The following is a 6531-nucleotide window of genomic DNA, read 5'->3' as shown; positions in this document are numbered from 1 at the left end:
CCCTTGCCACCGGGAACCGTGGTCCCGGCACCGGGGATCGTCGGCGCCTTCGCGACGTTCCCCCCGCCAGGACCGGCGTTCACGCCCGGAACGTTGCCTCCCGCACCGGGCACCTTCGGCGCGGTCGACACGGCCGGACCACCGGCCGTGCGCGTCGGCGCGGGAGCCGGACCGGACGCGCCGGGGATGTTCGGCTTCTGCGAGACCTGCGCCCCGCCCTGCTTCGGCGGCGGCGCGATGGAGTTCGCCGCGCCGGGCACGGGCTTGAACGTGTTGTTCGGGTCGATCCCCCGGAACGACGAGGCGTTGTTCGTGTCCGTGGACGCCGTCACCTGCTGGGTGGCCCGCAACCCCTGCTGGACGTCCCCGAACGCCTTCGAGCCCCGCTCGGCCTGCGCGACCGCGTTGTCGTTGGAGTTGTTCAGCGCGGGCACCGCGAACAGCCCGATCGGACCGAGCGAGCCCAGGCCGAGGTTGAGCCCGCGCAGACCGCTGGAGATGTTGCCGAGCCTGGTCTGCATGTCGCCCGCCCGGCCCTGGAGGCCGGTCATCGTCGACTCGCTCTGGGAGAAACCGGAGTTCCCCGTCGGCCCCGACCCGATCCCCGCGGGCGGCGGAGGGGGCGGGGGCGCCGGGTTCGTGTTGACCGACGGGTTCGGGTTGACGTTCGGACTACCCGAGTTGACAGCCATGACCGGTTTCTCTCCAAAGGTGGGGCTGGCTGGACTAGACCTGCACGGTCGGACCGTTCGTCTTGGACGGATCGCTCGCGCCGCCGAAGAACGCGTCACCCTTGCCCGCGTCGGTGACGCTCGTGCTGGCGTTGACGTCCCTGGCGTGCTGCAACGGGTCCGCGGGCGCCTGGGTCGGCGCGGGAGTGCCGGACGAGTAGTTCTTCTGGTACTCGTCGTAGCTCGTCTTGGCGGCCTCGCCGGTGGTCTTGGCCTCGTTGGCCGCGGCCTCCACCTTGTCGCCCGCCGCGCTCGCGGTGCTGCTCGCCTGCTCGGCGGCCTTGATGTCGGCCTCCGACCCGCTCTGGTACGCCTTGGCGTTCGCCTCGGCCGCGGCGGCGTTCTTGGCCGCGAAGTCGGCGTTCGCCTTCTCGTAGGACTCGTTCGCCGCCTTGGCCGCGTCGTTCTTGGTGCCGAGGTCGGTCTCCGCGGCGGTCTGCGCCGGGTTGGCCTTGCTCGGGTCCGTCGGGTTGTTCGCCTTGTACTCGTCGTAGGCGGCCTTCGCGGCGTCCTCCGACGGCTTCGCGGCCTGGAGCGAGTCGTAGCTCGCCTTGGCCGCGTCGCTCACGTCGCGGCTCTCCTTGGCGGCGTTGGTCGCCGCCGAAGCGGCTTCGGACTTCGCCGCGTCGGCCTCGACCTTCGCGGTGTCGTACTTGGCCTTGGCCGCGTCGTACTGGGCCTGGTCGCCGGACGCGGCGGCGGCGTTGACCGCGTCGGCCGCCGAGCTGAGCTTGTCGTTGGCCGCGGAGTACTTGTCCGAGGCGCTGCTGAGCTTGTCGTTGGCGGCCTTGGCCTCGTCGGCCTGCTTGGTCTCGTTCGCCTTGGCCTCTTCGTACTTCGCGGCGGCTTCCTTTGCCTTGTCGTTGGCCGCGGTGACCTTGTCGTTCGCCTCGTCGTCCTTGACGCCCTTGTCGATGGCGTCGTCGACGTCGTCGGACGCCTTGTAGCCCTCGTAGCTGATCTCGGCGACGTCGGCGGCGTTGTCGAAGCGGTCCCAGCCCTTGCTGACCTTCGCCACCACGTCGTCGAGGTTGCCGATCTTGCCCACCAGCCTGCTCAGCGACGCCACCACCCGCGCGATGCGGGCGGCGATGTTCGTGCCCAGCGCCACGGCCTTGCCGACGGCGAAGCCGACGAAGGCGACGATGGAGGCGCCGAAGGTGATCCACGCGGAGGCCACCGCGATGAGCGCGCCCGCGATCAGGGAGCCCAGGAGCTGCGAGATCAGGTCGCGGATGATGTCGCGCAGGACGGTGACCAGCATGCCGGTGATGCCGACGATCTTGGCCTTGGTCTCGACCGCGTTGGCGAGCTGGTCGAGCTCCGCGCCCATCTGGTCCATGCTGGCCTTGAAGTTCTCCGACGACTTGCCGGTCCACCCGTCGAACGTCGCCAGGCCCTTGCGGTGGTCCTCGGCCAGCACGCGCAGCTCCACGGCCTTCGCCTTGGTCGCCTCGACGTTGGCCTGGATCTCCTCCGGGTTGCCCATCACCTGGTTGAGCGCGTCGCGCAGGAAGCTGACGTGCTCGATCAGCCAGCCGATCCCGGCGCCGATCAGCGACCCGAGCGGGTCCATGACGAACATCACCGTCGACGCGGCCGCGCCGATGGCGTTGAAGGTGATGTCGAGCGCCTTCTCGGTCTCGGTCTCGGCGTCCTTGCTGATCCCGTCGATCAGGCTGCCGAAGGCCTCGACGAACAGGGTGCCCTTGAGCTTGTTCTCCTCGGTGATGTGCATACCGGGAGGGGAGTCGATCGGCGTCTCGGCCATTGTTCCTGCCTACTTCCTGTCGAGACCGGAGCCGGTCACCACGGCTGGTTGTCGTCGTCTGCGTCGTCGGCCGCCGGGCGCGGCCTGGTGGGCGGGCGCACGGTCGGCGCGGCGGGCGCGGGCCGGTGCGCGGGCGGTGGCGGCTCGACGGGCTCCTCGACCTCGTCGACGTCCTCGTCCGCGTCGACCTCGTCGGCCGGGATCGCGTCGCTGACCATCGACATCGCCTCGGTGCCCTCGCCGAGGGGCTGGAAGATCCCGAGCACCTTCTCGGCGGCCTGGCGCTGGGCGACGGCGGCCGTCTGGAGGATCGCCCCGGTCAACTGGGCGGCGCTCATCTCCATCGCGCGGCGGCCGAGCTGGAGGTTCTGCAGGCCGCCGTTGGGGCCGACGGTGATCGTGACGGAGCCGTCCTTGCTGGTGGCCGTCGCGCTGGACGCGGTGAAGTTCTCCTGGAGGTCCTCGGACTTCTTCTTCAGGTCGGCCAGCTTGGCCTCGTACTCGTCCAACCATTGCTGCGGATTCACGAGGGCCTCCTGTGACGGCACCGGTGCGCTGTCTTGATCGGCATTGTCGGGCCGCTCCTCCCACTGCGAAAGTCGGACGCGCTCAGGACGTCACTCCGAACGAATTCGCCGCTGGAGCGGCGACGGGGATGCTAGCCGAACGCCCGTCCTGCTAGATGACGCGGTGATGTCGACCTCGTACACGTGCGGTCGCCGACAAAGGTTCACCGTCTCGTTCACCACTAGACCAGTGGGGAGTGACGTTGTTCACCACGGGCGCGAGCAGGCACTGGACCCCCTCCCCGCCCTGACGGCTATGTCCGGAAAAGGCGAATCGACCCACGCCCACCTCCCGTCCACGACGACTTCCCGCGGGCAGCCGAAATCCCCCATCCGGTACGCCCGGACACCACCAACACGGGAGTGAAGTCGTTCCGGTTCGGATTTCCCGACATCCGTCACCGGTGTAGCCGGATTTACACCGAAAGGTGCCCGAAAGCACGCGGGGCATTCGCGAACGCATCCGGTCGAGTGCAATAGCGAATGTGTGGAACCTGTTGTGGTCCCCGGTGCGGGCGATAGACCCACCCGCCCGGCCCGTGGGTCAGAGGGCGGCGATGCCCGTCAGGAAGATGTCGACGCCCGCGAGGAATTGCTCCCGGTCGTCGTGCTCGCGCAGCCGGGTCACCGCCGCGTGCACGAACGGGTACCGACTGGGGTTCACCTGCGCCCACTGCGCGGCGGCGGCGTCCAGGAAGGTCGACCTGTCCGTGTTGCTGTCGGCGAGGTGGCGGGCGTTCGCGGCGTTCTGCGCGGCGACTCCGAGCACGTAGTTCATGAGCGTGCCCGCCGCGTCGAAGCGCGCGCTCTCGGGGACGGCGAGCGCGTCCAGCAGTTGGGCGACGCGCTCGTAGAAGTCCAGCAGCGCGGGCCGCCACGGTTGCCGGGAGAGTTCCGCCCCGACCCAGGGGTGCGCGTCGATCGCGTCGAACAGGCCCAGGACGAGGCCACGCAGGGTTTCGCGCGGGTCCGGGCCGGCGACCGCGCCGGACAGCACCCGCGTGAGGACGTCGTCGGTGGCCGCCGCGAGCAGGTCGTCCTTGTCCGCGACGTGGTGGTAGATCGCGCCGTAGCCGGTGCTCAGGCGGCGCGTGAGCGCGCGCAGGGTCAACGCGCCCTCGCCGCCGCCGTCCAGGAGTTCGGTGGCGGACTGGATGATCCGCTCCCTGGTCAGGCCGTCCGTGCGTCGCGGGGATCGCGGCGCGGTTCTCTTCCCCATGGGCCCATCATCGCACGACTGGAGCGCCGATCCAAAGGCGTGCTAGCTTGTTGGAGCGCCGATCCAACGGGGTCGGCCCAGTGAGTTCGGAGGAACCCATGACGACACCGATCACGATCGTCGGAGCAGGTCTGGGCGGTCTGGCGCTGTCCCGCGTGCTGCACGTGCACGGCATCCCGTCCACGGTCTACGAGGCGGAACCCTCCTCGTCGACGCGCGGGCAGGGCGGACTGCTCGACATCCGCGACTACAACGGCCAGCCCGCGCTGGAGGCCGCGGGCCTGACCGAGCGGTTCCGCGAACTCGTCCTGGAGGGGCGCCAGGCGATGCGGCTGCTCGACCGGGACGGGAACGTCCTGCTCGACGTGCCGGACGACGGCACGGGTGGCAACCCCGAGGTGCAGCGCGGTGAACTGCGGCAGATGCTGCTCGACTCGCTCCCGGACGGCACCGTCCGGTGGGACCACAAGGTCAGCGGTGTCCGCGCCCTCGGCGACGGCCGCCACGAGGTGGCGTTCGCCAACGGCACCACCGCCACCACGGGCCTGCTGGTCGGCGCGGACGGCGCCTGGTCCCGAGTCCGGCCGCTGCTGACCGGGGCGAAGCCCGTGTACAGCGGGTTCTCGTTCGTCGAGACCCACCTGTTCGACGGCGACGACCGGCACCCGACCAGCGCGAAGACCGTCGGCGGCGGGGCGATGATGGTGCTCGAACCGGGGAAGGGGATCCTGGCCCACCGGGAGCGCGGCGGGAACCTCCACACCTGGGTGATGCTCGCCAGGCCGCTGGACTGGTTCGCCGCCATCGACTTCACCGATCCCGCCGCGGCCACCGCACGGGTCGTGCGGGAGTTCGACGGCTGGGCACCGGAGCTGACCGCGCTGATCACCGATGGCGAGACCCCGCCGGTCCTGCGCCACATCCACGACCTCCCCGGTGAGCACCACCGGTGGGACCGGACGCCGGGGGTGACCCTGCTCGGCGACGCCGCACACCTCACCGCCCCCAACGGTGAGGGCGCCAACCTGGCGCTGTACGACGGCGCCGAACTGGGCAAGGCCATCGCCGCGCACCCCGACGACGTCGAGGCCGCGCTCACCGCGTACGAGCAGGCCATGTTCGTGCGCACCGCCGCGTCCAACGCCGAGGCGCCCGACCTCCACGTGATGCTGGGCGACGGCACGCCCCACGACCTGATCAACGCCTTCACCGGGAGCTGATCAGGACACCTCCTGGGAACGTGGCGGGGCGTCGGTGCTCATGGCGTCGGCGATCCAGGTGTACGGGATGGGGTCGTGGGCCTGGTCGGTTCCGTTGATCAACGCCACCAGGGTCGCGTACCGGCCGTGGGTGTCGTCGTAGACGGGGGTCTCGGAGGTGGCGTCCTCCTCGGCGATCCGGCGCAGGATGTCGGGTACCTGCCGGTAGCCGTCGGCCATCCGGTTCCGGACCTCGGGGGTGAGCGGGGTGGCGGACAGCGCGGTGGCCGCTTCCAGGAAGCGAGTGACGGCACGCTGGGCCCACGGGGACCCGGGGGACTCGCCGGAGCGGTGGGCGGCGAGGAGTTCCTCCATCAGCGGTGCCCCGGTGACGTGCATGAACTCCTGGAACGGTTCGGTCGCCAGCGTTCGCGCCTCCGGTGCGGAGTACGTGTCGCGCAGGTACGCGCGGACCTCGGCGCGGAACGTCGGGCTGGCCACCAGGTCGGCCAGTTCGATCCACGCCTCGAGCTGGGCGGCCGTGGGGTCGGCGGACAGGATCGGGCGCTGTGCGCGCAACCGGTCGACGAAGCCCTCGGGGACGTCCAGGCCCTCGCCGACGTCGTTCCAGAAGTCGTCGACGGCCTGTTCGCGCTCCTCGTCGGTCATCGAGACGAGCTTGTGCATCAGGTCGGTCCGAGCGGTGGTCCCGCCCTGTTTGACCAGGGTCCTGAGCACCGCCCGCCTGGCGCGCAGGGCACGTTCCTGGCGCTCGACGATCTCCAGGTGCGTGACGAGCAGGTCGTGCAGGGTCGTGTCGCCGTCGAGCAGTCGGCGGATCTCGTCCAGGTCCGTGTCCAGCTCGCGCAGGGTGCGGACCAGTTCCAGCCGGGCGATGGCGTGGACGTCGTACATCCTGTGCCCTGCCGAGGAGAGGGCCGTGGGCTCGATGATCCCGGCGTCGGCGTAGAACCGCACGGCGCTCACGCTCAGTCCGCTGCGGCGCGCGGCGTGTCCGATGGGGTGCAGCTCGTCGTCGTTCATG

5 protein-coding genes and 1 pseudogene are annotated in these 6531 nt (G+C 70.4%); 1 reads left to right on the top strand and 5 read right to left on the bottom strand.

Features of this window, described 5'->3' with window-relative positions:
- The 4 genes and pseudogenes from NZH93_RS42730 to NZH93_RS42715 form a co-directional block, all read right to left on the bottom strand.
- Window positions 1–692: pseudogene (locus NZH93_RS42730) on the bottom strand (hypothetical protein); the annotation flags it as partial.
- A 34-nt stretch (window positions 693–726) separates the two neighbouring features.
- Window positions 727–2502 carry a WXG100 family type VII secretion target gene (locus NZH93_RS42725; protein WP_259629054.1) on the bottom strand — a complete coding sequence of 592 codons (1776 nt, stop codon included), beginning with the start codon at window positions 2500–2502 and terminating at the stop codon, window positions 727–729.
- Window positions 2503–2537: 35 nt separating this feature from the next.
- Window positions 2538–3029 (bottom strand): YbaB/EbfC family nucleoid-associated protein, encoded by a 492-nt coding sequence (locus NZH93_RS42720; RefSeq protein WP_259629053.1) that lies wholly within the window; start codon window positions 3027–3029, stop codon window positions 2538–2540.
- A 583-nt stretch (window positions 3030–3612) separates the two neighbouring features.
- Entirely contained in the window at window positions 3613–4287 is a 675-nt protein-coding gene (locus tag NZH93_RS42715; RefSeq protein WP_259629052.1) for a TetR/AcrR family transcriptional regulator, read from the bottom strand.
- A gap of 98 nt (window positions 4288–4385) precedes the next feature.
- Between NZH93_RS42715 and NZH93_RS42710 the strand changes: the two genes are divergently transcribed.
- Window positions 4386–5507 carry an FAD-dependent oxidoreductase gene (locus NZH93_RS42710; protein ID WP_259629051.1) on the top strand — a complete coding sequence of 374 codons (1122 nt, stop codon included), beginning with the start codon at window positions 4386–4388 and terminating at the stop codon, window positions 5505–5507.
- Here NZH93_RS42710 and NZH93_RS42705 read toward each other — a convergent pair whose 3' ends face one another.
- Window positions 5508–6530, bottom strand: coding sequence for a helix-turn-helix domain-containing protein (locus tag NZH93_RS42705; protein WP_259629050.1), 1023 nt, complete (start codon window positions 6528–6530; stop codon window positions 5508–5510).
- Window position 6531: the final 1 nt, after the last annotated feature.

Source organism: Umezawaea endophytica (assembly GCF_025061645.1).
Classification (GTDB): Bacteria; Actinomycetota; Actinomycetes; order Mycobacteriales; family Pseudonocardiaceae; genus Umezawaea; species Umezawaea endophytica.
The sequence above is the reverse complement of the archived record's forward strand: the minus strand, read 5'-3'. Positions and strand labels throughout refer to the sequence as shown.

What these genes read in the sequence shown, in the direction of transcription:
- NZH93_RS42710 (WP_259629051.1), top strand. Translation starts at nt 4,386, where the DNA reads ATGACGACACCGATCACGATCGTCGGAGCAGGTCTGGGCGGTCTGGCG.
- NZH93_RS42705 (WP_259629050.1), bottom strand. Translation starts at nt 6,530, where the DNA reads ATGAACGACGACGAGCTGCACCCCATCGGACACGCCGCGCGCCGCAGC.
- NZH93_RS42715 (WP_259629052.1), bottom strand. Translation starts at nt 4,287, where the DNA reads ATGGGGAAGAGAACCGCGCCGCGATCCCCGCGACGCACGGACGGCCTG.
- NZH93_RS42725 (WP_259629054.1), bottom strand. Translation starts at nt 2,502, where the DNA reads ATGGCCGAGACGCCGATCGACTCCCCTCCCGGTATGCACATCACCGAG.